Consider the following 25,959-nt stretch of genomic DNA (forward strand, 5'->3'; position numbering starts at 1 on the left):
GTTATCAGGTTATCCGCAAAGGTTGCCGGTACTCGCCGTTTCGCCAGCCAGTACCGGCAACCTCCTCAGTCAGGCAGCGAAACCACCATCGGCGGTCAGGCTGGCACCGGTGATATAGCCGGCTTCCGGGCCCGCCAAGTAGGCCACGAAGCTGGCAATTTCGTCGACCTGGCCGTACCGCCCAATCGCCATCAACGGGATAAGGCTCTCGGCAAACTCGCCGCTGGCCGGGTTCATGTCGGTGTCCACCGGGCCTGGCTGCACGTTGTTGACGGTGATCCCCTGTGGCCCCAGGTCGCGCGCCATACCCTTGGTGAGGCCGACCAGCGCCGACTTGCTCATGGCATAGGGCGCACCGCCGGCAAACGGCATGCGTTCGGCATTGGTGCTGCCGATGTTGATGATCCGCCCGCCCTGGCCCATGTAGCGGGCGGCGGCCTGGCTGGCGACGAACACGCTGCGTACGTTGATGGCCAAGGTGCGGTCAAAGTCGGCGAGGTCGAACTCCGCCAGCGGCGCCACGGCCAGCACGCCGGCGTTGTTGACCAGGATGTCGAGGCGGCCGAAGGCTTTCACGGTGTCATCCACCGCCAGTTGCACGGCTGCGGCGTCAGCGCTGTCGGCGCGCAGGGCAAGCGCTTGACCACCGGCTGCCTTGACCTCTTCGACCAGGTCGTTGGCCGGGCCTTCCGAGCTTGCGTAGGTGAAGGCAACCTGGGCGCCTTCGCGGGCCAGGCGGCGCACGATGGCGGCGCCGATGCCGCGAGAACCGCCCTGGATCAGGGCCACTTTGCCTTCGAGAGTAAGTTGCTTGGACATGCTGATCTCCTGCTGGAAGCAAGGCCGAATGCCTTGGATGGGCGCAGTATCGGCCGATGATTACCTGCTGATAAGATGGCAATCGCTATTGGCAGAGTAAACCTTTGGTTGGTAATCATGGCCATGGAATCTTTCAACGCCCTTGAGTGTTTCATCCGCAGCGCCGAGGTCGGCAGCTTCGCCGAAGCGGCCCGCCGCCTGAGCCTGACCCCGGCGGCGGTGGGCAAACATGTCGCCCAGCTGGAGGCGCGCCTCGGCGTGCGGCTGTTCCAGCGTAGTACGCGCAAGCTGACCCTGACCGAAGCCGGGCAGCGATTTCTGGGCGAGGTCAGCGACAGCTTTCGCACCATTCAGTACGCCGTGGCCAACCTGGCCAGTGCCGAAGGCCAGCCGGCCGGGCTGTTGCGGGTGAGCATGGGTACCGTGTTTGGCAGGTTGTACGTGTTGCCGTTGCTCGGTGAGTTTCTGCAGCGCTACCCGGCCATCACCCCGGATTGGCATTTCGACAACCGCCAGGTGGACCTGATCGGCCAAGGCTTCGATGCCGCGATCGGCGGCGGGTTCGAACTGCCGCTGGGGGTTGTGGCGCGTAAGCTGACGCCGGCACATCGCGTGCTGGTGGCGGCGCCCGCGTACCTGGCCCGGCACGATGCGATCAAGGAACCACAAGCGCTGCAGCGCCATGCCGGCATTCTGATTCGCTCACCCCAGACCGGCCGCGTGCGCTCCTGGCCCTTGACCAGCCGCTGGCAGGCGCAGCAGCCGTTGCAGTTACGCCAGGCGATGACCATGAGCGACTCGGATGCAGCCTGCGCGGTGGCCCAGCAAGGGTTGGGCATTGCCTTGGTCAGCCTGCCGTTTGCCGTGCCTTATCTGGAGGCGGGGCAACTGCAACGGGTGTTGCCAGACTGGTATGTGGATGATGGGCATATCAGCCTGTATTACGCCGAACACAAGCTGCTACCCGGCAAGACCCGTGCGTTCATCGATTTTGTGCAGGAGCAGTTCGCCGAGCGCGGGTTGGCGGCCAAATTCGATGCGTTGACCGGGGGGGAACGGTGAACCTGTAGGCTTGCCCGCGATGAGGCCGGATCAGACCACCTCAACAATGAACAACTGCTGAGCACCCAGGCTGACCTCGTCATCGACCTTCTTGCCCATCAGCTGTTGGCCCAATGGCGAGCGTGGGGTGATGACCGTCACCAGCCCGTGCGCTTCGCCAATCTTCAGGCCAGCCGCCTCTGGCCCCAGAAACAGCCGCCGCTGGCCGCCGTCCTGGTCTTCCAGGGTCACCAGGCTGGTGATCTGGATGCCGCGTGCGGGGTCGTAGCCGCGCAGGGCCAACTGCTGGTAGGTCAGCAGTGCCTGGCGGATCTCGGCGGTGCGTCGGGCCTGGCCGGTGGCGAGGTACGAAGCCTCCAGGCCAAGGGTGTCGTACTTGTTCTCAGCGATGTTCTCTTCGGCGGTGGCGGTTTCGTAGGCGGTTTGCGCGGCGCGGCGCAAGACCTCCATGTCCGTTTCCAAGGCTTCGATGATGCGTGTGAGCAGGGTGGCCTTGTCCATGATCAGTAACAGAACTCCAGCACGTTGGCCTGGCTCTTGTCGGTCGGCGCGGTGCGGTTTTGTGATAGCCAGAACTGGCACTTCGGGCTGTTGAGGTTACGCGGGTTACCTTGGGCGGCCTCGGCGGCTTGTTGCTGTTCTTGCTTGTGCAGGATGTCCTTGTAGCGCTCGAACATCTCGCTCTGCGCATCCAGCGGTTGCGCGGGCGGGGCGGCCGGCTGGGCAATGCCAGGGGCTACGGCCTGGGCCACCGGTTGCACCTGCTCGGGCCACCAACGCAGGGCAAGCCCCAGGCTCAGGGCGATGGCCACGGCGCCTAGCCACAGGCCCAGTGCCACGCACAGGATCAGCTGCAGGGGCTTGAGAGTGATCTTCAGTTCACGGTGGCGGGGCATGGCGGCCTCCTGGCAGTGCGGGACGAGCGGCCATTGTCGCATGGCATCGGGCGGTTTTTCAGTGCCAATGCTTTTGTCGGCGACGATTTAGCCTCAGAATTCGCCGATTTGCGTAGGGCGAGGGCAGGGCACATGGCAGAGAGCGTGAAAGTCACCTGGGACATTTTCTGCACTGTGGTCGACAACTACGGCGATATCGGCGTGACCTGGCGCCTGGCGCGGCAGTTGGTGGCCGAGCACGGGCTGGCAGTGCGCCTGTGGGTGGACGACCTGGGCGCCTTCGTGCCGCTGTGCCCGGGCGCTGACGCCAGTGCTGCGCAGCAATGGCAACAAGGTGTGGACGTGCGTGCCTGGCCGGCCGAATGGCAGCCAGCGGAGCCGGCCGACGTGGTGATTGGTGCCTTTGCCTGCCAGTTGCCACCGCCTTACGTCGAAACCATGCGCGTGCGCACCACGCCTGTTTTGTGGCTGAACCTGGATTACCTCAGCGCTGAAGACTGGGTGGAGGGCTGCCACGGCCTGCCGTCGCCCCAGTCCAACGGGCTGCGCAAAGTGTTTTTCTTCCCCGGCTTCACCGACAGGACCGGCGGGCTGCTACGTGAGGCCTCTTTGTTGGCGCGGCGCGAAGCGTTGCAGCAGTCCGCAGAGGCGCGTGAGGCGTTCCTGCAAGGCCTGGGCGTATACCCGCAGGCCGATGCGCAGCTGATTTCGCTGTTCGCCTACGAAAACCCACAACTTGGTGCCTGGCTCGATGCGCTGGCAGCCGACACTTGCGCCACCCACCTGCTGGTGCCGCAAGGCCGTATTCTCGGTGACCTGAGCAACTGGCTAGGCGAGCCGGTGCTAAAGGTGGGTGACCTGTTCCAGCGCGGCGCACTGACCGTGCAGGTTTTGCCGTTCGTCAGCCAGGACGACTACGACCGCCTGCTGTGGAGCTGCGACTTCAATGCCGTGCGCGGTGAAGATTCGTTCGTGCGTGCGCAGTGGGCGGGCCGGCCGATGCTCTGGCACATTTACGTGCAAGAAGAAAACGCCCACTGGGAAAAGCTCGAGGCGTTCCTCAACCTTTATCGGCAGGGGCTGTCGGACGCTGCCGGTGCTGCACTGGTGGCATTGTGGCGCGCCTGGAACATGGGCAATGACATGCGCCAGGCGTGGCAAGGGGCCCGTAAACACTGGCCCGAGCTGCAGCAGCACGCCCGTGATTGGGCAGCCTGTCAGGCCGCTCGGCCGGACCTTGCCAAGGCGCTGGTACACTTTTACCGAAATTGGATATGATATGCGGCCTCGATTTTTATAAATCCATCCAGATTCGGATACTTCGTAATGAAAACTGGTAAAGAACTGAAACCCGGTACCGTACTGCGGATCGACAATGACCCGTGGCTGGTTCAGAAAGCCGAGTTCACCAAATCGGGTCGCAACAGCGCGATCATGAAGACCAAGCTGAAAAACCTGCTGACCGGCTACAAGACCGAAACCGTTTACGGTGCGGACGACAAGCTGGACGACGTGATCCTGGATCGCAAAGAAGCGACCCTGTCGTTCATCAGCGGTGACTCGTACACCTTCATGGACACCAGCGACTACACCATGTACGAGCTGAACGCCGAAGATATCGAAGCCGTTCTGCCGTTCATCGAAGAAGGCATGGAAGACGTCTGTGAAGCCGTGTTCTTCGAAGGCCGCCTGGTATCGGTTGAACTGCCGACCACCATCAGCCGTCAGGTTGTCTACACCGAGAACGCTGCTCGCGGCGACACCTCGGGCAAGGTCATGAAGCCTGCCAAGCTGAAGAACGGTACTGAACTGCAGGTTGCCGACTTCATCAACATCGACGAGTGGATCGACATCGACACTCGCGAAGGTGGTGTGTACAAGGGCCGTTCCAAGAAGTAATCCTTCTTGTGACGTGCACAAAAAACCCGGCCTTGGCCGGGTTTTTTTTGGCTGAAATTTGCACTGGCTTGCTGTGGCGGCGGGTCTGCCCGCGAAGCAAGCGCCGCCAGATTCAGACAGTAACGTGCAGCCTTACGTCCACATTCCCGCGGGTAGCGTTGGAATAAGGGCAAACGTGGTGCGCTTTCTCCACCAGCCCTTCGGCGTCCGCTTGGGCCAGGCCCGGCAGGTTGATGTGCAGGTCGATATCCAGGCCGAACCCCCCTGGAATCTGGCCAATGCCCACCTTGGCGGTGATCGATGCGTCAGCGGGCAGTTGTTTCTTTTCCTGGCCGGCGACGAATTTCAGTGCGCCGATGAAGCACGCGGAGTAACCGGCAGCGAACAGCTGCTCAGGGTTGGTGCCTTCACCGCCTGCGCCGCCCAGTTCTTTCGGGGTGCTCAGCTTGACTTCCAGCTTGCCGTCGCTGGAGCGGGATTTGCCGTCGCGACCGCCAGTGGAAGTGGCTTCTGCGATGTACAGCGGAGTGACCTTTTGCATCTTGAGCCTCGCTAATGTGCTGTGCGACCCGCTTGAGGCGGGTGCGCCGGGTGGGTACGGGATTTAACTTAGCGCGCAATTAGTTTGTGCGCAAGATAAATCTTCACCGCTCATCCGAACGGGCACTGCACAGCATAGCCCTCAGAGGTTCTTTTGCAGGCTGTCGCGCAGTGCAAGCAGGTCTGCCTGCAACTTCTGCAGGCTCTCAAGGCTGCGACCACTGGCCTTCAGAATGCAGGGCGGCACCGCTTTGGCCTGCTGCTGCAGGGCGCGGCCCTTGTCGGTCAGTTGCACCAGCACCACCCGTTCGTCCTCGCGGCTGCGGGTACGCTTGAGCAAGCCTTCGCTTTCCAGGCGCTTGAGCAAGGGGGTGAGCGAGCCAGGGTCGGTGAGCAGGTGCTGGCTGATCTCGCCCACGGTCAGGCCGTCCTGCTCCCACAACACGAGCATGGCCAAATACTGCGGGTAGGTCAGGCCCAATGCCTGCAGCAGGGGTTTATAGACCTTGGTCATCAGCAACGAGGTGGAGTGCAGGGCGAAGCAGACCTGATTGTCCAGCAGCAGCTCGTCGCAAGAGGCTTGGGTGTCGGCGTTCATGCAGGTCCTTGAATATGATCAATGTGGAAATCCAGCGCGCTCAAGTTTAGCGCACTCATTGCCAGCGCAGCTCGCTTCGCAGCGCCAGGTCCCAGGGAGGAATCGGGCTGAAGCGGCTCTTGAGGAATTCGAGCAGCAAGCGGCTGCGAGAGTTCGTTTCATGTTCCAGGCGGAGCGCATAAATTCCGCTGGTCTCCGCGCCTGGCAGTCCGTCATGGCAAAACAGCGGCAGCAGCTCGCCACGCAGCAGGTACTCGCTGATCAACCAGGTCGGCAAATGCGCGATGCCGAGGCCTGCGAGGGCGCCGAACAGCAGGGTTTCGGCATTGTTGGCGGCCATGCGCATGCGTGCGGGGCGGTACAGGCGCAATTGCCCATCGACGTGGAAGCGCCAGGCAAACGGTGGCGCCAGGCCGTCCCAGTCCAGCCCGTCGTGTTCAGGCAGCTCGCTAGGGCAGGCGGGCACGCCACGGCTGGCCAGGTAGGTGGGGCTGGCACAGGCGATGCGCACCATGTAGGCCAGCGGGGTGGCGACCAGCCGAGTATCGGCCAAAGGGCCGGCGCGCAGGACCAGGTCGACTTCGCCCAGGTGGCTGCCGTGCAGGTCGACGAAACTGTCGATCAGGCGCAGGTGCACGTCCAGGCCAGGGTAGGCGACGAGGAAGTCGGCGATGGCCGGGGCCAGGTGACGGCGGCCGAAAGCGGCGGGGGCGTCGATACGGATCAGGCCTTCCGGGGCATTGCTCAGCGACACCGCCTCGGCGCGGGCCAGGCGCAGTTCCTCGATGATGCGCCGTGCCCGCTCGGCGAAGGCATTGCCCGCCGGTGTGGCGCGCACGGCATGGGTGCTGCGGGTAAACAGGCGGCTGCCGACGGCATGCTCAAGGTTGTCGATACGCCGTGCCACGGCAGAGGGCGTCAGCGGATGGCGCCGAGCGGCAGCGGAAAAGCTGCCGGTCTCCAGCACGTCAAGGAACAGGCTCAACTGGTCGGTGAGGGTATCAGGGCTCATGGTTTGCCTTGCTTTTGCATAAAACGCACAGCCATTGTGCGTTGCTGTGCGTTTCCCCGCCAGCGCGCAATCGTTAGCATGCTCGCATTGTGAATGAGGCGGATGAGGCCCTGATGATCGAGTGGTTGTTGTATATCGTGCTGGGCGCAGGCCTGGGCACCCTGGGTGGGCTGTTCGGCATTGGAGGCGGCTTGATTGCCATCCCGGCGCTGGGGGTTCTGTTTGGCCTGGATCAGCAGTTGGCCCAGGGCACGGCGCTGGTGATGGTGGTGCCGAATGTGCTGCTGGCGCTGTGGCGCTATCACCAGCGCAACCGCATCGAGTTGCGCCATGCCTTGCCGCTGTCGGCGTGCAGCTTCGTGTTCGCCTGGCTGGGCTCGATCTGGGCGGTGGGCATTGATGCGCACGCCATGCGCCTGGGTTTTGTCGGTTTTCTGGTGGCGCTGGCCATCTGGAACGTGGTGCGGATGTTTCTCAAGGCCGCACCCCCCAGCCCGGAAATGCGCCATGCCTGGCCATGGCTGGGCGTGCTGGGCTGCTTCTCCGGGACCATGGGCGGTCTGTTCGGTGTGGGCGGTGCAGTGGTTGCCACGCCAATCCTGACCAGTGTGTTCGGCACTACCCAGGTGGTGGCGCAAGGCTTGTCGCTGGCGCTGGCGGCGCCGAGCACCATGGTCACCTTGCTGACCTACGGCGTGCACCACAGTGTCGACTGGAGTGTGGGTATCCCGTTGGCGGTCGGTGGCCTGCTCAGCATCAGCTGGGGTGTGCGGCTGGCCCATGCGCTGCCGGAAAAGATCCTGCGCGGGATGTTCTGTGTGTTCCTGGTGGTGTGCGCGGTGATGCTGGGGTTCGAGTTGTAAGGCCTACAGGAACCCTTCGACGATGTAATCGGCCATGCAGTCGGTGATCGGCGACTGGGTCTGGGAATTGCGCAACAGCATCACATTTGCCACCGGCAGTTGTGGCAACCCGTCCTGCTCGCCAAGGATGCGAATATTACCGCCCACCAGGCTCTGCAATTGCGCCGTCACCGCAAGCCCTGCGGTGACGATGGCGAAGATCGCCGCCAGGCTGGGGCTGGTGTAGGCGATGCGATAGTCGATGCCCTGGGCCTCCAGGGCGTTGCAGGTCCAGGCGCGGCAGAAGCAGTCGGTGTTGAACAGCGCCAGCGGCATGGGCCGTTGTTCCTGCGGGCAGAAGCCTTCGGCGGCAGCCCATACCAGGCGCTCCTGGCGCAGCAACTGGCCGATCTCGTTGCCCGGCTCGCGGGTGACGATGGTCAGGTCCAGGTCCTGGCGCAGCATCAGGTGTTTCGACGAATCACAATGCACCTCCACCTGCACCAGCGGGTAGGCCTGGGCGAAGCTTGAGAGGATGGTCGGCAAGAAACGCATGGCGTAGTCGTCGGGCGTGCCGATGCGCACCACGCCCACCATGTGCGGCATGCGCAGGGTGTTGAACACCTCGCCATGCAGCTTGAGGATGCGCCGCGCGTAACCCAGCAGCACCTGGCCCTCGGCGGTCAGGCGCACCTGGCGGCCTTCGCGCTCGAACAGCTGGCGCTGCAGGATGTCTTCCTCCAGGCGTTTCATCTGCATGCTGACCGCCGACTGGGTGCGGTTGACCACTTCGCCGGCGCGGGTAAAGCCACCTTGCTCGGCGATGGCGACGAAGGTGCGCAGCACGTCGGCATCAAGGCTTTGGTACTGGGACATTGCATCAATCTCCGAGATGCATGGCATCAGAAACATTCGTTGGATTGATCTTAAGCCTGGCGTGAGACTGGAGCCATCAACACGGAGGGCTTCACGATGAAAGGTCATGTCAGCAGCATCCAGCAATCTGCGTTCTCCCTGAACCACCTGTGGCACGCAGCCCTTGAGCGCCCGCTGCGTTGGTACGACCTCTACCGCCAGCGCCAGGAACTGGCCAGCCTCAGCGATGCCACCCTGCACGATCTGGGCTTGAGCCGGGCAGATATCCAGCAAGAGGCCGATCGGCACTTCTGGGATGATCCGCTGAGCAAAGGGTGACTGTTCTGCCCCGGTGAACGCTCAGGTGTTCACTGGGGTAGCAGCAAAGCCATCGGGCAGAAAGTCCTTACCTCCCCCGGAAAACCCACTAACCTGCAGTGCGTTCCTTCAACGAACCGCGTATGATGCGCGGCCTTTTGGCGCGTTCGTCGCCAGAAACCTCGTTTTCATTCTTACACCGGGAGGTGCCCAGATGAGTGAGCAAGACCTGCAAAATACCGAAATTACCCCTCCGTCCGGCGAAAAGCTGCAGAAAGTGCTGGCGCGTATCGGCGTGGGCTCGCGCCGTGACGTCGAGGCCTGGATCAGCCAGGGCCGCATCAAGGTCAATGGCGTTGCCGCCACCCTCGGCCAGCGCGTCGACCTGCATGACGCCATCGCTGTCGACGGCAAGCTGATCAAGCGCGAAGAGGCCGCCGAGGCCACCCGCCGGGTGATCATGTACAACAAGCCTGACGGCGAGATCTGCACCCGTGACGACCCGGAAGGCCGCCCAACCGTGTTCGACCGCCTGCCACGCCCGAAGGAAGGCCGCTGGATCAACATCGGCCGCCTGGACATCAACACCACTGGTCTGCTGTTGTTCACCACCGACGGTGAGTTGGCCAACCGCCTGATGCACCCGTCCTACGAGATGGACCGCGAGTACGCGGTGCGTGTGCGTGGCGAAGTCGACGACGAGATGATCGACCGCCTCAAGGCTGGCGTGATGCTCGAAGACGGCCCGGCCAAGTTCACCGACATCCAGAAGGCGCCGGGCGGTGAAGGTTTCAACCATTGGTACCACTGCGTGGTGATGGAAGGGCGTAACCGTGAGGTTCGTCGCCTGTGGGAATCGCAAGGCATGGTGGTCAGCCGCCTGAAGCGGGTGCGCTTCGGCCCGGTGTTCCTCAATTCCGACCTGCCGATGGGCCGCTGGCGTGAAATGACCCAGGGTGAAATCGACATCCTGGCCGCCGAAGTAGGGCTGCAGCCGGTTGCCCTGCCTGCCATGAACCTCAAGGCCAAGGACAAGATGGAACGCCTGCAGCGCAAGTCGACCCGGCCGATGGGCCGTGGCGAGCGTGTGCGTAACCTTCGCCCGGCGCAGGAAGGCACTGCAGCCGCCGAGCGCCCGGCCCGTCAGCCGCGTGAAGATGCACCGCGCAAGGGCAACCGCGGCAGCGCCGTGGCCGAGCGCCCGAGCGAGATGCGCAAGCGCCCGTCCAAGCCTGATGGCGACAAGCCGGCAGGCCGTGGTCGCGGCAAGCCGCGTGGTTGATCTGCGGTAGCGGTAATGAAACAGCCAGCCTTCGGGCTGGCTTTTTTGTGCCTGCGGGGAAGGGGCTGCTGTGCAGCCCAATCGCCGGCAAGCCGGCTCCCACAAAAGCAGGTTTACACCACCCCTTGTTGAGGGGGCAGCCCACAAAAGCAGATTCACACCACCCATTCGTGTGGGAGCCGGCTTGCCGGCGATTGGCCGCGCAGCGGCCCAAGATATTGAAGAAAAAGTAATTTTCGGACGACTGGCAAGTTTTCAAACCGCCTTGTAAAGAAATTTATACGGAACCGCCTGGCTTCATGGGTCAGGCATGTACTCTGTAAAAATTACTTGCCAGGGTCACGTCCCCAGCACCCCGCCCAAGCCCGCTCCCCTATTGCCCAAACCCCCGTCCCACGGGGATATTGCGCCCATTGCCACGCGCAAAAAGCTCGTCCCCAGAGCCGAGCTACCAGAACAACAAATGGAGGCGCCATGTACGCCGATCACTGCGCCTTTCAAGGCTACCTACCACAGGACCGCTGCGTTTTTTCCGAGAGAACGACGCAACGCGTTGACGCCTGCGCGCTCGCAGGGGTATACAGTGCGCCGCGTTTTACCTGTGACCCTCTTGCGTACCGCGCACTCTTGCTCACACCCGGCTGAGCCGCCCTGGCGGCACCCGTGTTCAAGAAACCCAAGGTAACCACCTTGCCCATTCCGCTGCGCCACGAGCGCGGTGGGTCCGATTCCGTCACAGATAAAAACAATGCAGGTGACTTCGTTCATGAGTGAACACAACATGCATTCAGGCGAGCTCAAGCGGGGCCTGAAGAACCGCCATATCCAGTTGATCGCCCTCGGCGGCGCAATTGGTACCGGCCTGTTCCTCGGCTCGGCAGGCGTGATGAAAACCGCCGGCCCGTCGATGATCCTCGGCTACGCGATTTGCGGCTTCATCGCCTTCATGATCATGCGCCAGCTTGGCGAAATGATCGTCGAAGAGCCGGTGGCCGGTTCGTTCAGCCACTTTGCCCACAAATACTGGGGCGGTTTCGCCGGCTTCATGTCGGGCTGGAACTGCTGGGTGCTGTACATCCTGGTGGGCATGTCGGAGCTCACCGCGGTCGGCAAGTACATTCACTACTGGTGGCCAGAAATCCCTACCTGGGTGACGGCGGCAGGCTTCTTCCTGCTGATCAACTTCATCAACCTGATGAACGTGAAGGTGTTCGGTGAAGCGGAATTCTGGTTCGCCATCATCAAGGTTGCAGCCATCGTCGGCATGATCGGCCTGGGTGCCTACCTGCTGACCAGCGGCAGCGGCGGGCCTGACGCCTCGGTGACCAACCTGTGGGCGCATGGCGGCTTCTTCCCGCATGGCGTCAGCGGCCTGGTCATGGCATTGGCGTTCATCATGTTCTCGTTCGGCGGCCTGGAAATGCTCGGTTTCACCGCAGCCGAGGCTGACAAACCGCGAACCGTGATCCCCAAGGCGATCAACCAGGTCATCTACCGGATCCTGATCTTCTACATCGGTGCGCTGGTGGTGCTGCTGTCGCTGACCCCGTGGGACAACCTGGTCGCCAGCATCGACGCCTCCGGTGGCAGTTATGGCAGCAGCCCGTTCGTGCAGGTGTTCTCCCTGCTGGGCAGCGACGTGGCCGCGCACCTGCTGAACTTCGTGGTACTGACCGCGGCGCTGTCGGTGTACAACAGCGGCACCTACTGCAACGCCCGCATGCTGCTGGGCATGGCCGAGCAAGGCGACGCCCCGGCGGCCCTGGCCAAGGTCGACAAGCGCGGTGTGCCGGTGCGTTCGATCCTGGCGTCGGCAGCGGTGACCGTGATCGCGGTGCTGCTCAACTACTTCATGCCGCACGATGCGCTGGAGTTGCTGATGTCGTTGGTGGTGGCGACCCTGGTGATCAACTGGGCGATGATCAGCTATTCCCACCTCAAGTTCCGCCAGCACCTTGAGCGCACTGGGCAGAAGCCGCTGTTCAAGGCGCTGTGGTACCCCTATGGCAACTACATCTGCCTGGCGTTCGTGGTGTTGATCCTGGGCATCATGTTGCAGATCCCGGGCATCAAGATCTCGGTGTATGCGATGCCGGTATGGGTGCTGGGGATGTTCCTCCTTTACCTCATCAAGCCCAAGCGCCGCACACAGGTCAATGGCACTGCTGCCGGTACCGTGGCCAAGTAAGCGCTGCAGGTGGCATACAAAACCCGATGTCAGGTGACTGGCATCGGGTTTTTGTTGCCTGGCCCGGCCCTATCGCCGGCAAGCCGGCTCCCACAGAAATCGCGGGCTACGCACTACCCTGTGGGAGCCGGCTTGCCGGCGATAGGGCCCGCCCAGGCAATAACCCATTCAGATCTGCTCCAGCAGCCAGCTGCGAAACGCGCGCAACGAGGGCAGCGCCTCGTTCCGTGGCGGGTAGATCAGGTAGTAACTGCGCTGGCTGGCGAACGCTGCCCCCGGGCTGAACAGCTCACCCTTGGCCAACTCTTCCTCCACCAATATGCGCGGCACCAGCCCTATGCCGATCCCGGCGCGCACGGCCTGGATCAGGTGCGATGTCAGCTCGAAGCTCGGCCCCAGGCGCATCGCCCGGTGCGACAGGCCATGGTGCGAGAACCATTCGCCCCAGGCATGCGGGTTGTTGGCAACATTGAGCAGCACTTCGGCACTGATCCGCGCCGGGTCCCAGCCTTGGTAGTCGCCGCTGGCCTGTGGCGGCAGGATGACTACCAGTTCTTCGGCATGCAGGCGATGGCAGATCAGCCCCGGCAGGTCGTGGCTGGCCACACCGATGGCGGCATCGATCTCGCTGGTGTCGAAGTTGATCGCTTCGATCCGGGAGTGGATGTGCACCAACATACCCGGGTGGGCGCCGTAGAAGGCATGCAGGCGCGGCAGCAGCCACTTGGAGCCGAAAGTGGGCAGGGTGGCCAGGCGCAGGGTGCCGACCCCGGACTGATAGGCCAGGGCCTGCAAGGTGGCACTGCGGATGCGGCCCAGGGCCTCGCTCAGCTCGCGCTGGTACAGCCGGCCGACGTCGGTCAGTTGCACTTGGCGGCCTTCACGGCGGAACAGGGTAAGGCCCAGCTGTTGCTCCAAGGCCTGTACCTGGCGGCTGACCGCGCTCTGGGTCAGCGACAGTTCGGCAGCTGCGCGGGTGTAGCTTTCATGCCGAGCGGCGGCCTCGAAGGCCAGCAGCAGCGACATGGACGGGGTGAGGTGGCGGTAATTCATTCATAAAAGTCATTGATAGCGGCAGGATTATCCGTTTGCCCCTGAAGCGAAACTACAGGAACATTGGCCTATGCGTCATCCCTGCTGGTCTAGACCCATGCCGTGATGACAGGATTTCCGTGAATTAGCCCATATCAAGAGGCCATCCTTCGATGATCGCCCAGCTGCCGACCGTTGCGCCGAGCGCCACCTACCCCGAATTCCTGGAAGCCCTGCGAGGCAGCGGCTTCCGTGGCCAGATCAGTGCCGACTATGGCACCCGTACGGTGCTGGCCACCGACAACTCCATCTACCAGCGCCTGCCCCAGGCGGCGGTGTTCCCGCTGGATGCCGATGACGTAGCGCGCGTGGCCGCACTGATGGGCGAGGCGCGCTTCGCGCAGGTCAAGCTGACCCCGCGCGGTGGCGGCACCGGCACCAACGGCCAGTCGTTGACCGACGGCATCATCGTCGACCTTTCGCGGCACATGAACAGCATCCTCGAAATCAACGTCGAGGAACGTTGGGTGCGGGTGCAGGCCGGTGTGGTCAAGGACCAGCTCAATGCCGCGCTCAAGCCGCATGGCCTGTTCTTCGCCCCCGAGTTGTCCACCTCCAACCGCGCCACCGTGGGCGGCATGATCAACACCGACGCCAGCGGCCAGGGTAGCTGCACCTACGGCAAGACCCGCGACCACGTGCTGGAGCTGCACAGCGTGCTGCTCGGCGGCGAGCGCCTGCACAGCCTGCCGATCGATGATGCAGCCCTGGAGCAGGCCTGTGCCGCGCCTGGACGAGTGGGCGAGGTGTACCGTACCGCCCGTGACATTCAGCAAACCCAGGCCGACCTGATCGAAACCACCTTTCCCAAGCTCAACCGCTGCCTGACCGGCTACGACCTGGCGCACCTGCGCGACGAGCAGGGCCGCTTCAACCTCAACAGCGTGCTGTGCGGCGCCGAAGGCTCGCTGGGTTATGTGGTCGAGGCCAAGCTCAACGTGCTGCCGATTCCGAAGTACGCGGTGCTGGTCAACGTTCGCTACACAAGCTTCATGGACGCGCTGCGGGATGCCAATGCACTGATGGCACACAAGCCGCTTTCGATCGAGACGGTGGACTCCAAGGTGCTGATGCTGGCGATGAAGGACATCGTCTGGCACAGCGTCGCCGAGTACTTCCCGGCCGACCCTGAGCGCCCGACGTTGGGTATCAACCTGGTGGAGTTCTGTGGCGACGAGCCGGCCGAGGTGAATGCCCGCGTCGAAGCGTTCGTCAAGCACCTGCAGGCAGACACAAGCGTCGAGCGTCTTGGCCATACCCTGGCCGAAGGCGCCGAGGCGGTGACCCGAGTTTACGTCATGCGCAAACGCTCGGTGGGCCTGCTGGGCAACGTCGAGGGCGAAGTGCGCCCGCAACCCTTCGTCGAAGATACCGCGGTGCCGCCGGAGCAACTGGCCGACTACATCGCCGACTTCCGTGCGCTGCTCGATGGCTATGGCCTGGCCTACGGCATGTTCGGCCACGTCGATGCCGGCGTGCTGCACGTGCGCCCCGCGCTGGACATGAAAGACCCGGCCCAGGCCGCCCTGGTCAAGCCGATCTCCGATGCCGTGGCGGCGTTGACCAAGCGCTACGGCGGCCTGCTGTGGGGCGAGCATGGCAAGGGCCTGCGCTCGGAATACGTGCCGGAATACTTCGGTGCGTTGTACCCGGCGCTGCAGCGCCTGAAAGGCGCGTTCGACCCACGCAACCAGCTCAACCCCGGCAAGATCTGCACCCCGCCGGACAGCGCCGAAGGCCTGACCAAGGTCGATGGCGTGACCCTGCGCGGCGACCTCGACCGCACCATCGACGAGCGTGTGTGGCAAGACTTCGGCAGTGCCGTGCATTGCAACGGCAACGGCGCCTGCTACAACTACGACCCCAACGACGCCATGTGCCCGTCGTGGAAGGCCACCCGCGAGCGCCAGCACTCGCCCAAGGGCCGTGCCTCGCTGATGCGTGAATGGCTGCGCCTGCAAGGTGAGGCGAACATCGACGTGCTGGCGGCGGCGCGCAACAAGGTGTCCTGGTTGCGTGGGCTACCGGCGCGGCTGCGCAACAATCGCGCACGCAGCCTGGGCCAGGAAGACTTCTCTCACGAGGTTTACGACGCCATGGCGGGCTGCCTGGCGTGCAAGTCGTGCGCTGGCCAGTGCCCTATCAAAGTCAACGTACCGGACTTCCGCTCGCGCTTCCTCGAGCTGTACCACGGGCGCTACCAGCGCCCCATGCGCGATTACCTGATTGGCTCACTGGAGTTCACCATCCCGTACCTGGCCCATGCGCCGGGGCTGTACAACGCGGTGATGGGGTCGAAGTGGGTGAGCAAGCTGCTGGCAGACAAGGTCGGCATGGTCGACAGTCCGCTGATCAGCCGCTTCAACTTCCAGTCCACCTTGACCCGCTGCCGAGTGGGCGTGGCCAGTGTGCCGGCGCTGCGTGAACTGACGCCGGCCCAGCGCGAGCGCAGTATCGTATTGGTGCAGGACGCTTTCACCCGTTACTTCGAGACGTCGCTGCTGGCTGCGTTCATCGAACTGGCGCACCGCCTTGGCCATCGCGTGTTTTTGGCGCCCTACAGCGCCAACGGCAAGCCGCTGCACGTGCAAGGCTTCCTTGGCGCCTTCGCCAAGGCGGCGATCCGCAACGCTACCCAGCTCAAGGCGCTGGCCGACTGCGGCGTGCCGCTGGTGGGCCTGGACCCGGCGATGACCCTGGTCTACCGCCAGGAGTACCAGAAGGTGCCGGGCCTTGCGGGCTGCCCGAATGTGCTGCTGCCGCAAGAGTGGCTGATGGATGTGCTGCCCGAGCAGGCGCCGACCGCCCCCGGTAACTTCCGGCTGATGGCGCACTGCACCGAGAAGACCAACGTGCCTGCCAGTACCCGCCAGTGGGAGCAGGTGTTCGCGCGTCTGGGCCTGAAGTTGGTGACCGAGGCCACGGGCTGTTGCGGCATGTCCGGTACCTACGGGCATGAGGCGCGTAACCAGGCCACCTCGCGGACCATTTTCGAGCAGTCGTGGGCAACCAAGCTGGACAAGCAAGGTGAGGCACTGGCGACGGGCTATTCGTGCCGCAGCCAGGTCAAGCGCATGACCGAGCGGCAGCTGCGTCACCCGCTGGAGGTGGTTTTGCAATACGCCCAGCGATAGATCTGCGTTGGCGCTATCGCGGGCAAGCCCGCTCCTACAGGAACTGCACCGAATGCACGGGCTGCACTGTACTTGTGGGAGCCGGCTTGCCGGCGATAGGGCCGCCAGACCCCTGCAGTGCTCAGGCTTCGTGCACCGGCTTGCGACCCTGCCGCGCCTGCCTGTACAGGTACAAGCTCAACACCAGCCCGCAGCATGAAGCCGCCGCGGCGAACAGGAACATCGAAGCAAACCCGAACCCCGACGCCACCGCACCCACCAGCGGCCCGGTAATCCCCAGCGACAGATCGATGAACAGCGAATACGCTCCCACCGCCGCCCCGCGGTTGGCTGCGGAGACCTGGTTCACAGCCTCTACCCCCAACGCCGGGAACACCAGCGAAAAGCCGAAACCACTGAGCGCCGCCCCCGCCAATGCCAGTTCAGCGCTGGGCGCCAGCCACAACATCAGCAGGCCAAATGTCTCCACCAACAGGCAAGCAATCGCCACGCGAAACCCGCCAATCCGGTTGATCAGGTTGCCGAACAGCAAACGCGCGCTGATGAAGCTGGCGCCGAACAGGCTGAGGGTCAGCGCCGCGTTCGGCCAGGCACGGCTGGCGTAGTAGAGGGTGATGAAGGTGGCGATGGTGCCGAAGCCGATCGAGCCCAGTGCCAGGCCGGACCCGTGCGGGAATACCTTGCCCAGCACCCGCATGAAAGGCAGGCGCACGCCGCTGACAATTGGCGCTGCGCGTTTCGGCCAGGCCAGCAGGAGCCCGAGCATGCACAGCAGAATGATGCTCACCCCCATGCTCCACAGCCCCAGCTGCTTGACCATCAGCACGCCCAGCGGGGCGCCGATGGCCAGCGCGCCATAGCTGGCGATGCCATTCCAGGAGATCACTTTTGCCGTGTTCTCGGCGCCGACCCGGCCAATGCCCCAGCCAATCGAGCCAGAACCCACCAGGCTTTCGGCGCTGCCCAGCACCAGGCGGCCGACCAGCAGACAGGCCAGGCTCAACCACGGCAAATGGGTGAGGAACGCACACGCGAGCATGAACACGCCGCTCAGGCCGCAACCGGCGAGGCCATACATGACCGCCTTCTTGCTGCCTAAGTTGTCGATGATGCGGCTGGCGGTGGGGCGGCTGAGCAGAGTGGCCAGGTACTGCACGCTGATCACCAGGCCGGCGATTACGGTGCTGAAGCCCAGGTCGTTGTGGACATAGCCGGGCAGTACGGCCAGGGGAATGCCGATGTTCAGGTAGCCGATGAAGGTGAACAGGACAATGGAGACGACTTGCAGAGTGACCGCAAGGGGGCGCGGTGAGTCGGGCATGGGGGCCTACGTGGCAGAAGTTCTGGACGGTGTGAAAACGCGATGACGACGGAGGCCCGCAGGTCAGCCGTTTTCACACAGTCGGGGAGATGCGCGGTTATTCCTGGTCAGCGCTGGATTGATCGTCGCCATCCTCGACGGCAGGCGTCGGTTCGGAGTGGGCGGCAACGGTTTGCTCTTCTGGGTTCAGGCTTGGGAAGGGAAGATTCGGGATTTCGTGCATCTCGTCGTCCTCGCAAGTGTGAGTGAAAAGTCTGCGCCAGGCGCGTTTGGAGCTTCGTAAAGCTGGGGCAGGATACACAAGTCTGGATGACAGTTTGTATTTTTTCCCGGTCGCTTGTCGGTTTTGCGGGCGGATACCGGACATTTCCTGCAGACAAAACAGGGCCGCCGTGCGCCGTTCATTGGCGCACAGCGGCCCTGTTCAAAGGCTTTACTTGCGGCCTTCAGCCGTCTCGGCGACCTTGTCGGTGCGCGCGCACATGATGAAGTCGTTGCGGTGCAGGCCTTTGATCGAGTGGCTCCACCAGGTCACGGTGACTTTGCCCCACTCGGTCAGCAGGCCTGGGTGATGGCCTTCGGCTTCAGCGATTTCGCCCACGGCGTTGGTGAAGTCCAGGGCATGCTTGAAGTTCTTGAACTTGAACACGCGCTCCAGCTCCATGTGGCCGTCACGTACTTCGATGTTCCAGTCCGGGATCTCGCGAATCAGCTCGGCCAGCTCGTCGTCAGTGACTTTCGGCGCATCGGCGCGGCAGGCTTCGCAGTGGGCTTGGTTCAAGGCATTCATGAGGTATTTTCCGATTCGAGTTGTTGTCGCAAGGCCGTTCAGGCGGCGACCTTGGGTGGGAACTTCGGCGCATGCAGCCCCAGCTGCATGGCCTGCTGGACCATCCCCATGATGTCTTCGTGGGCCAGGTCGAACAGGCGCTTGAGGTTCGGCAGCACGAAATACACCGGCTGCAGAATGTCGATGCGGTACGGGGTGCGCATGGCTTCGACCGGGTCGAAGGCCTGGTGCTCCGGCTCGCCCGACAGGCTGTAGACGGTTTCCTTCGGCGAGGAGAGGATGCCGCCGCCATAGATCTTGCGACCTTGCGGGGTCTCCATCAGGCCAAACTCGATGGTCATCCAGTACAGCCGCGCCAGGTATACCCGCTGTTCCTTGGTCGCGGCCAGGCCCAGCTTGCCATAGGTGTGGGTGAATTCGGCGAACCAGGGGTTGGTCAGCAGTGGGCAGTGGCCAAAGATCTCGTGGAAGATGTCCGGTTCCTGCAGGTAATCAAGCTCTTCTGCGGTGCGGATGAACGTGGCCACCGGGAAGCGCTTGCTGGCCAGCAGTTCGAAGAAGGTCTGGAAGGGGATAAGGGCCGGAACCCGGGCAACCTGCCAACCGGTGGTGGCGCCCAGCACCTTATTGATCTCGCCCAGTTGCGGGATGCGATCGTGGGGCAGTTGGAGCTGATCGATGCCGTCCAGGTATTCCTGGCACGCCCGGCCTTCGATGACCTTGAGCTGACGGGTGATCAACGTGTTCCACACCGCATGCTCTTGCTGCGGGTAGTCGATAAAACCATGCGCATCGGGCTCGCGTGCCACGTACTGCGTCTGTTTCATGTGGCTCTCCTGGTGAAGGCTTTCTTGTTATGTCCACGACATACCCTAGGAATATCCCTTCATCCGCCCAATTGCACGGGTGATCGGTGCCCCCTTGCCCAGGCTGTACAAGGTAATTCGTAACGATAATTTTACAAAATACCGCGCATCGCGGAAAATTCGGCTCATTGGGCTGGCACAATGGCAGAATTTGTCAGCTTTTCTTTACGACTTTTCCGTGCGCAGTTGAAAAACTTCGCCGCTTCGAGAGCTCCCATGCGTATCAAAGTGCATTGCCAGAACCGCATCGGCATCCTTCGCGACATCCTCAACCTGTTGGTGGAATACGGCATCAACGTGCTGCGTGGCGAGGTGGGGGGCGACCACGGCAATGCCATCTACCTGCATTGCCCGAATCTGATCAACCTGCAGTTCCAGGCCTTGCGGCCGAAGTTCGAGGCAATCGCCGGGGTGTTTGGCGTCAAGCGCGTTGGGCTTATGCCCAGCGAGCGGCGGCACATGGAACTCAACGCGCTGCTGGGGGCGCTGGATTTTCCGGTGTTGTCGGTGGACATGGGCGGCAGCATCGTTGCCGCCAACCGTACCGCCGCGCAGTTGCTCGGGGTGCGGGTTGACGAAGTGCCGGGCATGCCCTTGGCGCGCTATGTCGAGGACTTCGACCTGCCGGAGCTGGTGCGGGCCAATCAGTCGAGAATCAACGGCCTGCGGGTCAAGGTCAAGGGCGACGTGTTCCTGGCTGACATCGCGCCGTTGCAATCAGAGCACGATGACAGCGAGGCGCTGGCGGGTGCGGTGTTGACCCTGCATCGCGCCGACCGCATCGGCGAGCGCATCTACAACGTGCGCAAGCAGGAGTTGCGCGGCTTCGACAGCATTTTTCAGAGCTCGCGGGTGATGGCGGCGGTGGTGCGTGAAGCGCGGCGCATGGCGCCACTGGACGCACCGTTGCTCATCGAGGGCGAAACTGGCACCGGCAAGGAGTTGCTGGCGCGCGCCTGCCACCTGGCCAGCCCGCGTGGCCAGGCACCGTTGATGGCGCTGAACTGTGCCGGCCTGCCGGAATCCATGGCTGAAACCGAACTGTTCGGTTACGGGCCGGGTGCATTCGAGGGCGCGCGCGCCGAAGGCAAGCTGGGGCTTCTGGAGCTGACGGCTGGCGGCACGCTGTTCCTCGATGGGGTAGGGGAGATGAGCCCGCGCTTGCAGGTGAAACTGCTGCGCTTTCTGCAGGATGGTTGCTTCCGCCGTGTCGGCAGTGATGAAGAGGTGTACCTGGATGTACGGGTGATCTGTGCGACCCAGGTGGACCTGTCCGAGCTGTGTGCCCGTGGCGAGTTCCGCCAGGACCTCTATCACCGGCTCAATGTGCTGTCGCTGCACATCCCGCCGCTTCGCGAGTGCATGGATGGCCTGGAAGGGCTGGTGCAGCATTTTCTCGACCAGGCCAGCCGGCAGATCGGTTGCGCCCTGCCGCGCCTGGCGCCGGCGGCGATGGACAAGCTTGCCCAGTACCACTGGCCGGGCAATGTACGGCAACTGGAAAACGTATTGTTCCAGGCGGTATCACTGTGCGAAGGCGGGGTGGTGAAGAGCGAGCATATCCGCTTGCCAGATTATGGTGTGCGCCAACCGTTGGGCGAGTTTTCCCTGGACGGTGATCTTTCGGAGATTGTCGGGCGGTTCGAGAAAGCGGTGTTGGAGAGTTTGCTGGGCGAATACACAAGTAGTCGCGCATTGGGTAAGCGATTGGGTGTATCGCATACGACTATTGCCAACAAGTTGCGTGATTATTCGCTGGGCAAGTCGAGTGAATGAACGAATGATGCTTTAAACAAGTTACGAGCGAAGGGGCCCTTTGGGCCCCCAACTCACAGGCATCAGCCGTTGGAGCAGCCGTTGCCCATCACGCGGTATTCGAGAATGTGCTTCTGGCCGTTGGAGTCCTCGTAGGTCATGCGGGCAGGCACTACTTCACAGACATTCGGCACTTCGCTCATGGAGATGACGCGAGCGATGTCCAGGTGCTGCGAGTAACTGTACTGTTCAACCGGAATCTGCTCGACATCGTTTGCTTCGCCGGCCATCGCCGCGCTGCAAAGACCGCCAAGTACCAATACCAGTAAAGCTTTCATTTTCTATTTACCTGTCTAAGGTCGTGAGGGGGCACGCGGCGCTTGTGGCGCCGCGAATACAGCCAAGTTTTCAACTATCGGATTAGAGGGGGATTAACGGATTGCCTTCGTGGGGGCTGTTACTGTTACCAGTTGTTAATCGCCTTGCCGTTGCTGGCGAGGTGAATCTTATGCCTCGGTAATTAAGGGAAACAGATGGCGTTTTGATAAAGTTTTTTCGCCTTTTGACAGAATCGGTAACAATCCCCCGGCAAAACCCTCTCCTTTGCCCACGCATCAGGCCGCCCGCTGCGGCCTAGAGCCTTCCGCGCGAATTGGCGCAGCCGCATCCCGTCGCGTTACTACCATCGTCGTATGCGGACCTTCGTTCACGAAGAAGGGCGGTTACCACACGAACTTGCAGCGGATCTCGGGCGCTACCGGCGCCGCGTGTTCGTCGAACAACTCGGTTGGGAGCTCCCGTCGGCGAACGAAAGCTTCGAGCGCGACCAGTTCGATCGCGACGATACCGTGTACGTGTTCGCGCGAAATGCCGGCGGCGACGTGTGCGGATGTGCGCGCCTGCTGCCCACGACGCGCCCGTATCTGCTGCAGTCGCTGTTCGCCGACCTGATCGCCGCAGACATGCCGCTGCCGCAATCGGCGGCCGTCTGGGAGCTGTCCAGGTTCGCGGCGACCGACGACGAAGGCGGGTCGGGCAATGCCGAGTGGGCCGTGCGGCCGATGCTCGCGGCCGTGGTCGAATGCGCGGCGCAGCTCGGCGCGCGGCAGCTGATCGGCGTGACGTTCGCGAGCATGGAGCGGCTGTTCCGCCGGATCGGCATACACGCGCACCGCGCAGGCCCGCCGAAGCAGGTGGACGGACGTCTGGTGGTCGCATGCTGGATCGATATTGATCCGCAAACGTTTGCGGCATTAGGAATCAAGCCGGGGCAGGCAGCCCGGCAAGCCATCGCCGCCTGAATGGCTTTTGCCGCTCTGGTACAGTTACAAACGATTCCATACAAAAACAACTATTACACCGAGGTAACACAGATGAGTGCGGCTCCACTGTATCCCGTTCGTCCCGAGGTTGCGGCCACTACCCTGACCGACGAGGCCACCTACAAGGCCATGTACCAGCAATCGGTGATCAACCCGGACGGCTTCTGGCGCGAGCAGGCCCAGCGTCTTGACTGGATCAAGCCATTCACCAAGGTCAAGCAGACCTCCTTCGACGACCATCATGTCGATATCAAATGGTTTGCCGACGGCACTCTGAACGTTTCTTCCAACTGCCTGGACCGTCACCTCGAAGAGCGCGGCGACCAGCTGGCAATCATCTGGGAAGGCGACGACCCTTCCGAACACCGCAACATCACCTACCGCGAACTGCACGAGCAGGTCTGCAAGTTCGCCAACGCCCTGCGTGGCCAGGATGTGCACCGCGGTGATGTGGTGACCATCTACATGCCGATGATCCCCGAAGCCGTGGTGGCAATGCTGGCCTGCGCGCGCATTGGTGCCATCCACTCGGTGGTGTTCGGCGGCTTCTCGCCGGAAGCCCTGGCCGGGCGCATCATCGACTGCAAGTCCAAGGTGGTGATCACGGCCGACGAAGGCGTGCGCGGTGGCCGTCGTACCCCGCTCAAGGCCAACGTCGACCTGGCGCTGACCAACCCTGAAACCAGCAGTGTGCAGAAGATCATCGTGTGCAAGCGCACCGGTGGCGACATCGCCTGGCACCAACACCGCGACATCTGGTACGAAGACCTGATGAAGGTTGCCTCGAGCCACTGCGCGCCGAAGGAAATGGGCGCCGAAGAGCCGCTGTTCATCCTTTACACCTCTGGCTCCACCGGCAAGCCCAAGGGCGTGCTGCACACCACGGGCGGCTACCTGGTATATGCCGCGCTGACCCATGAGCGGGTGTTCGACTACCGCCCGGGTGAGGTCTACTGGTGCACCGCCGACGTCGGCTGGGTCACCGGCCACAGCTACATCGTCTACGGCCCGCTGGCCAACGGCGCGACCACGTTGCTGTTCGAAGGCGTGCCGAACTACCCGGACATCACGCGCGTGTCAAAGATCGTCGACAAGCACAAGGTCAACATCCTCTACACCGCCCCGACCGCCATCCGCGCGATGATGGCCGAGGGCCAAGCTGCCGTCGAAGGCGCTGACGGTTCCAGCCTGCGCCTGCTGGGCTCGGTGGGCGAGCCGATCAACCCTGAAGCCTGGAACTGGTACTACAAGACCGTCGGCAAGGAGCGTTGCCCGATCGTCGACACCTGGTGGCAGACCGAGACCGGCGGCATCCTGATCAGCCCGCTGCCGGGCGCCACCGGCCTCAAGCCGGGTTCTGCGACCCGCCCGTTCTTCGGTGTGGTGCCGGCGCTGGTGGACAACCTGGGTAACCTGATCGAGGGTGCCGCCGAGGGCAACCTGGTGATCCTCGACTCCTGGCCGGGCCAGTCGCGCTCGCTGTATGGCGACCACGACCGCTTCGTCGATACCTACTTCAAGACCTTCCGCGGCATGTATTTCACCGGTGACGGTGCGCGTCGCGACGAGGATGGCTACTACTGGATCACCGGGCGCGTGGATGACGTGCTCAACGTCTCCGGCCACCGTATGGGTACCGCCGAGATCGAAAGCGCCATGGTCGCCCATGCCAAGGTGGCCGAGGCCGCTGTGGTGGGCGTACCGCACGACATCAAGGGCCAGGGCATCTACGTGTATGTCACCCTCAATGCCGGCGTCGAGTCGAGCGAGCAGCTGCGCATGGAGCTGAAGAACTGGGTGCGCAAGGAGATTGGCCCGATCGCCTCGCCGGATGTGATCCAGTGGGCGCCTGGGTTGCCGAAAACCCGCTCGGGCAAGATCATGCGGCGGATCCTGCGCAAGATCGCTACCGCGGAGTACGACGCACTGGGTGACATCTCGACCCTGGCCGACCCTGGTGTGGTGCAGCACCTGATCGATACCCACAAGGCGATGAACCTGGCGACGGCGTAAGTTTGCCTGCGCCAATCCAGGCCTGAGTAAACCCCGCCGCGCAACCGGCGGGGTTTTTGCTTTACTGTTACCCGACATTCATCGTTACCCCCTCTGTCACCGCCTTTGCACGGAAACGGGGCGCCGGGAAACAGCAAGGTGTGTTTTCGGTGCGTTTTTCGCGTCAATGTGTGCAACCCGGCACGCTGCACTTGCCGTAACTCAAGGCTTTGCCAATAATAGGCCCAGTAATTGCTAGTCCTATGGGTTCTATTTCTTGCGCTCTTGCATATCTTGCAAAGGCTGTCAACCTCGCCCGCTGCGGTTTCAAGCGCTTCTGTAAGTAGTTGTCGCTTTGAAGAAATATCGACTACCGGGCTGTCGTTAAAATGCCACTCACTCGCTCGTGGTCTGCGACCTTGGTCGAACCCTGCGCGGCTCGCGTTGTACCCATTCGCATATCGGGCAGTTGTTACCCCTGCCTTGTATTGCCCCGTACCGATGGAGTTACCTGATGAAGAAGCTCGCACTGCTTGGCGCCCTGGCGCTTTCCGTGTTTTCCCTGGTGTCGCAGGCCGATGAAAAACCGTTGAAAATCGGTATCGAGGCGGCCTACCCACCCTTCGCTTTCAAGCAGCCTGACGGCAGCATCGCCGGTTTCGACTACGACATCGGCAATGCCCTGTGTGAAGAGATGAAAGCCAAGTGCACCTGGGTCGAGCAGGAATTCGATGGCCTGATCCCGGCACTGAAAGTGCGCAAGATCGACGCCATCCTGTCGTCCATGTCGATCACCGACGACCGCAAGAAATCGGTCGATTTCACCAAGCGCTATTACCTGACCCCGGCGCGCCTGGTGATGAAGGACGGCACTGCCGTCAGCGACAGCCTGGATGAACTCAAAGGCAAGAAGATCGGCGTGCAGCGCGGCTCGATCCACGACCGCTTCGCCAAGGAAGTGCTGGGCGCCAAAGGTGCCACCGTGGTTCCTTACGGCACCCAGAACGAAATCTACCTCGACGTCGCCGCTGGCCGCCTCGACGGCACCGTGGCCGATGCCACCCTGCTGGAAGACGGCTTCCTGAAAACCGACGCCGGCAAGGGCTTTGCCTTCGTTGGCCCGGCATTCACCGACGCCAAGTACTTTGGTGACGGCATCGGTATCGCCGTGCGCAAGGGTGACAAGGCCAACGTCGACCGCATCAACGCCGCCATCGACGCCATCCGCGCCAACGGCAAGTACAAGCAAATTGAAGCCAAGTACTTCAACTTTGACATCTACGGTCCAGACTCGAACTAAGACGTCGAGTTTCACCTGTGCAATGGTGCAAACAGCAGAGGCTCTGAGGTTTGCACCATTTTTCATTCTTTAGGTC

Annotated in this window: 25 protein-coding genes; 12 read left to right on the forward strand and 13 right to left on the reverse strand. The window is 62.7% G+C overall.

Going from position 1 to position 25,959, the window contains the following annotated elements; all coding sequences use genetic code 11:
* Positions 1-69: 69 nt before the first annotated feature.
* Entirely contained in the window at positions 70-819 is a 750-nt protein-coding gene (locus tag ACNQPL_RS07860; protein WP_346614996.1) for a 3-oxoacyl-ACP reductase family protein, read from the reverse strand.
* Between the two features lie 117 nt (positions 820-936).
* On the opposite strand from ACNQPL_RS07860, the gene ACNQPL_RS07865 reads away from it, so the two are divergent.
* Entirely contained in the window at positions 937-1,881 is a 945-nt protein-coding gene (locus tag ACNQPL_RS07865; RefSeq protein ID WP_416466386.1) for a LysR family transcriptional regulator, read from the forward strand.
* A gap of 30 nt (positions 1,882-1,911) precedes the next feature.
* On the opposite strand, the gene ACNQPL_RS07870 is transcribed toward ACNQPL_RS07865, so the two are convergent.
* Entirely contained in the window at positions 1,912-2,382 is a 471-nt protein-coding gene (locus ACNQPL_RS07870) for a GreA/GreB family elongation factor (protein WP_416466387.1), read from the reverse strand.
* A gap of 2 nt (positions 2,383-2,384) precedes the next feature.
* Positions 2,385-2,777, reverse strand: a complete 393-nt coding sequence (locus ACNQPL_RS07875) for a hypothetical protein (protein WP_416466388.1) — start codon at positions 2,775-2,777, stop codon at positions 2,385-2,387.
* A gap of 144 nt (positions 2,778-2,921) precedes the next feature.
* Between ACNQPL_RS07875 and earP the strand changes: the two genes are divergently transcribed.
* Positions 2,922-4,055 carry an elongation factor P maturation arginine rhamnosyltransferase EarP gene (gene earP / locus ACNQPL_RS07880; protein WP_416466389.1) on the forward strand — a complete coding sequence of 378 codons (1,134 nt, stop codon included), beginning with the start codon at positions 2,922-2,924 and terminating at the stop codon, positions 4,053-4,055.
* Between the two features lie 48 nt (positions 4,056-4,103).
* A complete protein-coding gene (locus ACNQPL_RS07885) occupies positions 4,104-4,676 on the forward strand; it encodes an elongation factor P (protein WP_043203751.1) in 573 nt (190 codons plus the stop codon).
* Positions 4,677-4,788: 112 nt separating this feature from the next.
* On the opposite strand, the gene ACNQPL_RS07890 is transcribed toward ACNQPL_RS07885, so the two are convergent.
* The 3 genes from ACNQPL_RS07890 to ACNQPL_RS07900 form a co-directional block, all read right to left on the reverse strand.
* On the reverse strand, positions 4,789-5,217 hold the full coding sequence (locus ACNQPL_RS07890) for an organic hydroperoxide resistance protein (RefSeq protein ID WP_346615001.1): 429 nt from the start codon (positions 5,215-5,217) through the stop codon (positions 4,789-4,791).
* 141 nt (positions 5,218-5,358) lie between these two features.
* Positions 5,359-5,814 carry a MarR family winged helix-turn-helix transcriptional regulator gene (locus tag ACNQPL_RS07895; protein ID WP_346615002.1) on the reverse strand — a complete coding sequence of 152 codons (456 nt, stop codon included), beginning with the start codon at positions 5,812-5,814 and terminating at the stop codon, positions 5,359-5,361.
* 55 nt (positions 5,815-5,869) lie between these two features.
* Complete coding sequence (locus ACNQPL_RS07900; RefSeq protein WP_416466391.1) at positions 5,870-6,826, reverse strand: LysR family transcriptional regulator; 957 nt, start codon at positions 6,824-6,826, stop codon at positions 5,870-5,872.
* Positions 6,827-6,939: 113 nt separating this feature from the next.
* On the opposite strand from ACNQPL_RS07900, the gene ACNQPL_RS07905 reads away from it, so the two are divergent.
* On the forward strand, positions 6,940-7,689 hold the full coding sequence (locus ACNQPL_RS07905) for a sulfite exporter TauE/SafE family protein (protein WP_416466392.1): 750 nt from the start codon (positions 6,940-6,942) through the stop codon (positions 7,687-7,689).
* 3 nt (positions 7,690-7,692) lie between these two features.
* Here the strand turns inward: ACNQPL_RS07905 and ACNQPL_RS07910 are convergent, their stop codons facing one another.
* A complete protein-coding gene (locus ACNQPL_RS07910; RefSeq protein ID WP_346615005.1) occupies positions 7,693-8,544 on the reverse strand; it encodes a LysR substrate-binding domain-containing protein in 852 nt (283 codons plus the stop codon).
* A 96-nt stretch (positions 8,545-8,640) separates the two neighbouring features.
* Here ACNQPL_RS07910 and ACNQPL_RS07915 point away from each other — a divergent pair, with 96 nt between their 5' ends.
* The 3 genes from ACNQPL_RS07915 (at position 8,641) to ACNQPL_RS07925 (ending at position 12,311) form a co-directional block, all read left to right on the forward strand.
* The gene (locus tag ACNQPL_RS07915; protein ID WP_346615006.1) at positions 8,641-8,862 is read left to right on the forward strand and encodes a DUF1127 domain-containing protein; all 222 of its coding nucleotides are present in this window, start codon (positions 8,641-8,643) and stop codon (positions 8,860-8,862) included.
* A gap of 193 nt (positions 8,863-9,055) precedes the next feature.
* Entirely contained in the window at positions 9,056-10,123 is a 1,068-nt protein-coding gene (gene rluB / locus ACNQPL_RS07920) for a 23S rRNA pseudouridine(2605) synthase RluB (RefSeq protein WP_346615007.1), read from the forward strand.
* Positions 10,124-10,889: 766 nt separating this feature from the next.
* Positions 10,890-12,311 carry an amino acid permease gene (locus ACNQPL_RS07925; protein WP_346615008.1) on the forward strand — a complete coding sequence of 474 codons (1,422 nt, stop codon included), beginning with the start codon at positions 10,890-10,892 and terminating at the stop codon, positions 12,309-12,311.
* Between the two features lie 168 nt (positions 12,312-12,479).
* Here the strand turns inward: ACNQPL_RS07925 and ACNQPL_RS07930 are convergent, their stop codons facing one another.
* Positions 12,480-13,364, reverse strand: coding sequence for a LysR substrate-binding domain-containing protein (locus ACNQPL_RS07930; RefSeq protein ID WP_416466393.1), 885 nt, complete (start codon positions 13,362-13,364; stop codon positions 12,480-12,482).
* A gap of 152 nt (positions 13,365-13,516) precedes the next feature.
* On the opposite strand from ACNQPL_RS07930, the gene ACNQPL_RS07935 reads away from it, so the two are divergent.
* On the forward strand, positions 13,517-16,537 hold the full coding sequence (locus ACNQPL_RS07935; RefSeq protein WP_416466394.1) for an FAD-binding and (Fe-S)-binding domain-containing protein: 3,021 nt from the start codon (positions 13,517-13,519) through the stop codon (positions 16,535-16,537).
* Positions 16,538-16,658: 121 nt separating this feature from the next.
* On the opposite strand, the gene ACNQPL_RS07940 is transcribed toward ACNQPL_RS07935, so the two are convergent.
* From ACNQPL_RS07940 to phhA, 4 genes are all read right to left on the reverse strand, one after another.
* The gene (locus ACNQPL_RS07940) at positions 16,659-17,858 is read right to left on the reverse strand and encodes an MFS transporter (RefSeq protein WP_416466395.1); all 1,200 of its coding nucleotides are present in this window, start codon (positions 17,856-17,858) and stop codon (positions 16,659-16,661) included.
* A 97-nt stretch (positions 17,859-17,955) separates the two neighbouring features.
* Positions 17,956-18,081 (reverse strand): hypothetical protein, encoded by a 126-nt coding sequence (locus ACNQPL_RS07945; RefSeq protein WP_256215917.1) that lies wholly within the window; start codon positions 18,079-18,081, stop codon positions 17,956-17,958.
* 210 nt (positions 18,082-18,291) lie between these two features.
* Entirely contained in the window at positions 18,292-18,648 is a 357-nt protein-coding gene (locus tag ACNQPL_RS07950; protein WP_346615012.1) for a 4a-hydroxytetrahydrobiopterin dehydratase, read from the reverse strand.
* A gap of 38 nt (positions 18,649-18,686) precedes the next feature.
* A complete protein-coding gene (phhA, locus tag ACNQPL_RS07955; RefSeq protein ID WP_346615013.1) occupies positions 18,687-19,475 on the reverse strand; it encodes a phenylalanine 4-monooxygenase in 789 nt (262 codons plus the stop codon).
* 255 nt (positions 19,476-19,730) lie between these two features.
* Here phhA and ACNQPL_RS07960 point away from each other — a divergent pair, with 255 nt between their 5' ends.
* The gene (locus tag ACNQPL_RS07960) at positions 19,731-21,290 is read left to right on the forward strand and encodes a sigma-54-dependent transcriptional regulator (RefSeq protein WP_346615014.1); all 1,560 of its coding nucleotides are present in this window, start codon (positions 19,731-19,733) and stop codon (positions 21,288-21,290) included.
* A gap of 62 nt (positions 21,291-21,352) precedes the next feature.
* Here the strand turns inward: ACNQPL_RS07960 and ACNQPL_RS07965 are convergent, their stop codons facing one another.
* Positions 21,353-21,607, reverse strand: a complete 255-nt coding sequence (locus tag ACNQPL_RS07965) for a DUF2790 domain-containing protein (protein ID WP_346615015.1) — start codon at positions 21,605-21,607, stop codon at positions 21,353-21,355.
* Between the two features lie 354 nt (positions 21,608-21,961).
* On the opposite strand from ACNQPL_RS07965, the gene ACNQPL_RS07970 reads away from it, so the two are divergent.
* The 3 genes from ACNQPL_RS07970 (at position 21,962) to ACNQPL_RS07980 (ending at position 25,883) form a co-directional block, all read left to right on the forward strand.
* Complete coding sequence (locus ACNQPL_RS07970; RefSeq protein WP_131949441.1) at positions 21,962-22,570, forward strand: acyl-homoserine-lactone synthase; 609 nt, start codon at positions 21,962-21,964, stop codon at positions 22,568-22,570.
* Between the two features lie 72 nt (positions 22,571-22,642).
* Positions 22,643-24,604, forward strand: a complete 1,962-nt coding sequence (gene acs / locus ACNQPL_RS07975) for an acetate--CoA ligase (RefSeq protein ID WP_346615016.1) — start codon at positions 22,643-22,645, stop codon at positions 24,602-24,604.
* Between the two features lie 493 nt (positions 24,605-25,097).
* Positions 25,098-25,883, forward strand: a complete 786-nt coding sequence (locus ACNQPL_RS07980; RefSeq protein ID WP_346615017.1) for an ABC transporter substrate-binding protein — start codon at positions 25,098-25,100, stop codon at positions 25,881-25,883.
* Positions 25,884-25,959 lie beyond the last annotated feature (76 nt).

Source organism: Pseudomonas sp. LFS044, from assembly GCF_047978245.1.
GTDB lineage: Bacteria > Pseudomonadota > Gammaproteobacteria > Pseudomonadales > Pseudomonadaceae > Aquipseudomonas.

What these genes read in the sequence shown, in the direction of transcription:
- ACNQPL_RS07865 (WP_416466386.1), top strand. Translation starts at nt 937, where the DNA reads ATGGCCATGGAATCTTTCAACGCCCTTGAGTGTTTCATCCGCAGCGCC.
- ACNQPL_RS07945 (WP_256215917.1), bottom strand. Translation starts at nt 18,081, where the DNA reads ATGCACGAAATCCCGAATCTTCCCTTCCCAAGCCTGAACCCAGAAGAG.
- ACNQPL_RS07930 (WP_416466393.1), bottom strand. Translation starts at nt 13,364, where the DNA reads ATGAATTACCGCCACCTCACCCCGTCCATGTCGCTGCTGCTGGCCTTC.
- ACNQPL_RS07935 (WP_416466394.1), top strand. Translation starts at nt 13,517, where the DNA reads ATGATCGCCCAGCTGCCGACCGTTGCGCCGAGCGCCACCTACCCCGAA.
- ACNQPL_RS07870 (WP_416466387.1), bottom strand. Translation starts at nt 2,382, where the DNA reads ATGGACAAGGCCACCCTGCTCACACGCATCATCGAAGCCTTGGAAACG.
- ACNQPL_RS07980 (WP_346615017.1), top strand. Translation starts at nt 25,098, where the DNA reads ATGAAGAAGCTCGCACTGCTTGGCGCCCTGGCGCTTTCCGTGTTTTCC.
- ACNQPL_RS07960 (WP_346615014.1), top strand. Translation starts at nt 19,731, where the DNA reads ATGCGTATCAAAGTGCATTGCCAGAACCGCATCGGCATCCTTCGCGAC.
- ACNQPL_RS07940 (WP_416466395.1), bottom strand. Translation starts at nt 17,858, where the DNA reads ATGCCCGACTCACCGCGCCCCCTTGCGGTCACTCTGCAAGTCGTCTCC.
- ACNQPL_RS07950 (WP_346615012.1), bottom strand. Translation starts at nt 18,648, where the DNA reads ATGAATGCCTTGAACCAAGCCCACTGCGAAGCCTGCCGCGCCGATGCG.
- ACNQPL_RS07915 (WP_346615006.1), top strand. Translation starts at nt 8,641, where the DNA reads ATGAAAGGTCATGTCAGCAGCATCCAGCAATCTGCGTTCTCCCTGAAC.
- phhA (WP_346615013.1), bottom strand. Translation starts at nt 19,475, where the DNA reads ATGAAACAGACGCAGTACGTGGCACGCGAGCCCGATGCGCATGGTTTT.
- ACNQPL_RS07885 (WP_043203751.1), top strand. Translation starts at nt 4,104, where the DNA reads ATGAAAACTGGTAAAGAACTGAAACCCGGTACCGTACTGCGGATCGAC.
- acs (WP_346615016.1), top strand. Translation starts at nt 22,643, where the DNA reads ATGAGTGCGGCTCCACTGTATCCCGTTCGTCCCGAGGTTGCGGCCACT.
- ACNQPL_RS07910 (WP_346615005.1), bottom strand. Translation starts at nt 8,544, where the DNA reads ATGTCCCAGTACCAAAGCCTTGATGCCGACGTGCTGCGCACCTTCGTC.
- ACNQPL_RS07925 (WP_346615008.1), top strand. Translation starts at nt 10,890, where the DNA reads ATGAGTGAACACAACATGCATTCAGGCGAGCTCAAGCGGGGCCTGAAG.
- ACNQPL_RS07905 (WP_416466392.1), top strand. Translation starts at nt 6,940, where the DNA reads ATGATCGAGTGGTTGTTGTATATCGTGCTGGGCGCAGGCCTGGGCACC.
- ACNQPL_RS07895 (WP_346615002.1), bottom strand. Translation starts at nt 5,814, where the DNA reads ATGAACGCCGACACCCAAGCCTCTTGCGACGAGCTGCTGCTGGACAAT.
- ACNQPL_RS07890 (WP_346615001.1), bottom strand. Translation starts at nt 5,217, where the DNA reads ATGCAAAAGGTCACTCCGCTGTACATCGCAGAAGCCACTTCCACTGGC.
- ACNQPL_RS07860 (WP_346614996.1), bottom strand. Translation starts at nt 819, where the DNA reads ATGTCCAAGCAACTTACTCTCGAAGGCAAAGTGGCCCTGATCCAGGGC.
- ACNQPL_RS07970 (WP_131949441.1), top strand. Translation starts at nt 21,962, where the DNA reads ATGCGGACCTTCGTTCACGAAGAAGGGCGGTTACCACACGAACTTGCA.
- rluB (WP_346615007.1), top strand. Translation starts at nt 9,056, where the DNA reads ATGAGTGAGCAAGACCTGCAAAATACCGAAATTACCCCTCCGTCCGGC.
- ACNQPL_RS07875 (WP_416466388.1), bottom strand. Translation starts at nt 2,777, where the DNA reads ATGCCCCGCCACCGTGAACTGAAGATCACTCTCAAGCCCCTGCAGCTG.
- ACNQPL_RS07900 (WP_416466391.1), bottom strand. Translation starts at nt 6,826, where the DNA reads ATGAGCCCTGATACCCTCACCGACCAGTTGAGCCTGTTCCTTGACGTG.
- ACNQPL_RS07965 (WP_346615015.1), bottom strand. Translation starts at nt 21,607, where the DNA reads ATGAAAGCTTTACTGGTATTGGTACTTGGCGGTCTTTGCAGCGCGGCG.